This window comes from Streptomyces sp. NRRL WC-3549 (assembly GCF_000721935.1).
GTDB lineage: Bacteria > Actinomycetota > Actinomycetes > Streptomycetales > Streptomycetaceae > Streptomyces.
This window is the reverse complement of record NZ_KL585445.1, coordinates 18,728-19,744: the sequence shown is the minus strand read 5'-3', so window position 1 is coordinate 19,744 and position 1,017 is coordinate 18,728. Positions and strand designations below refer to the sequence as shown.

1 protein-coding gene is annotated in these 1,017 nt (G+C 72.8%); it reads right to left on the bottom strand.

What is annotated here, in order from left to right:
• Nucleotides 1-65: 65 nt before the first annotated feature.
• Nucleotides 66-1,017 (bottom strand): cytochrome P450 family protein (locus IH13_RS0134295; RefSeq protein WP_031090763.1); only part of this gene is annotated, 952 nt, incomplete at its 5' end.

Here is a 1,017-nt window from a genome sequence, read left to right as displayed (position 1 = left end):
GCCGGGGTGCCGCCCCGTCCGGTCCCGCCCCGTCCGGTCCCGCCCCGTCCGGTCCCGCGCGTCGGTCACGGGCGCGGGCGGACCGGGAGCGATCGGTGGCCGTTGCTGATCAGCGACGCGAGCGGGCGTAACTCCCCGGGTTCCACGGAGAGTTCGATGTCCGGGAACCGGTCGAACAGCACGCGGAGCGCGGTCTCGCCCTCCAGCCGTGCCAGCGCCGCGCCCAGGCAGAAGTGGATGCCGTGGCCGAAGGCGAGGTGGTCCTTGGTGATCCGGGTGACGTCGAACGCGTCCGGGGCGTCGTGCCAGTCCGGGTGGCGGTTGGCGGCGGCGTACGAGGCGAGGATCGCCTCGCCCTTGAGGATCGTCCGCCCGTCCGGCAGCGGTATGTCGCGGACGGCGAAGCGCATCGGCAGGTGTTTGACGGGCGGATCGTGACGCAGCGTCTCCTCCACGACGTCGGCCCAGCCGGCCCGGCCGGTGCGGACGTGGGCGAGCTGCTCGGGACGGGTGAGCAGGGTGGTGACCGCCTGGTCGATCAGGTTGACGGTGGTCTCGTACCCGGCGTTGATCATCAGCAGGAGCGTGTCGCGCAGCTCCTCCTCGGTCAGGGCCGATCCGCCGTCCTCCTCGCGCACCGCGATCAGCGCGGAGGTCAGGTCGTCGCCGGGCTCGGCGCGCTTGGCGGCGATCAGGTCGTCCAGCAGCGTGTACAGCGCCGCGGTGTTGGCGGCGGCCTCGGCGGGGCTGATCATGGTGTCGAACACCCGGTCCACGCGGGCGCGGAACTCTTCCCGCCGCCCCGCCGGCACCCCCATGAGGTGCCCGATGACCGCGATGGGCAGGGGTACGGCGTACCGGGCCCGCAGATCGGTGGCCGCGCCCGCCGGCGTGGTCTCCAGTCCGTCGGCCAGCTCGGCCGCGACCTTCTCGACGACCGGACGTAACGCGGCCATCCGCCGTGCGCTGACCGCGGGCGCGATGATGCGGCGCAACCACTGTCTCTTATACACATCT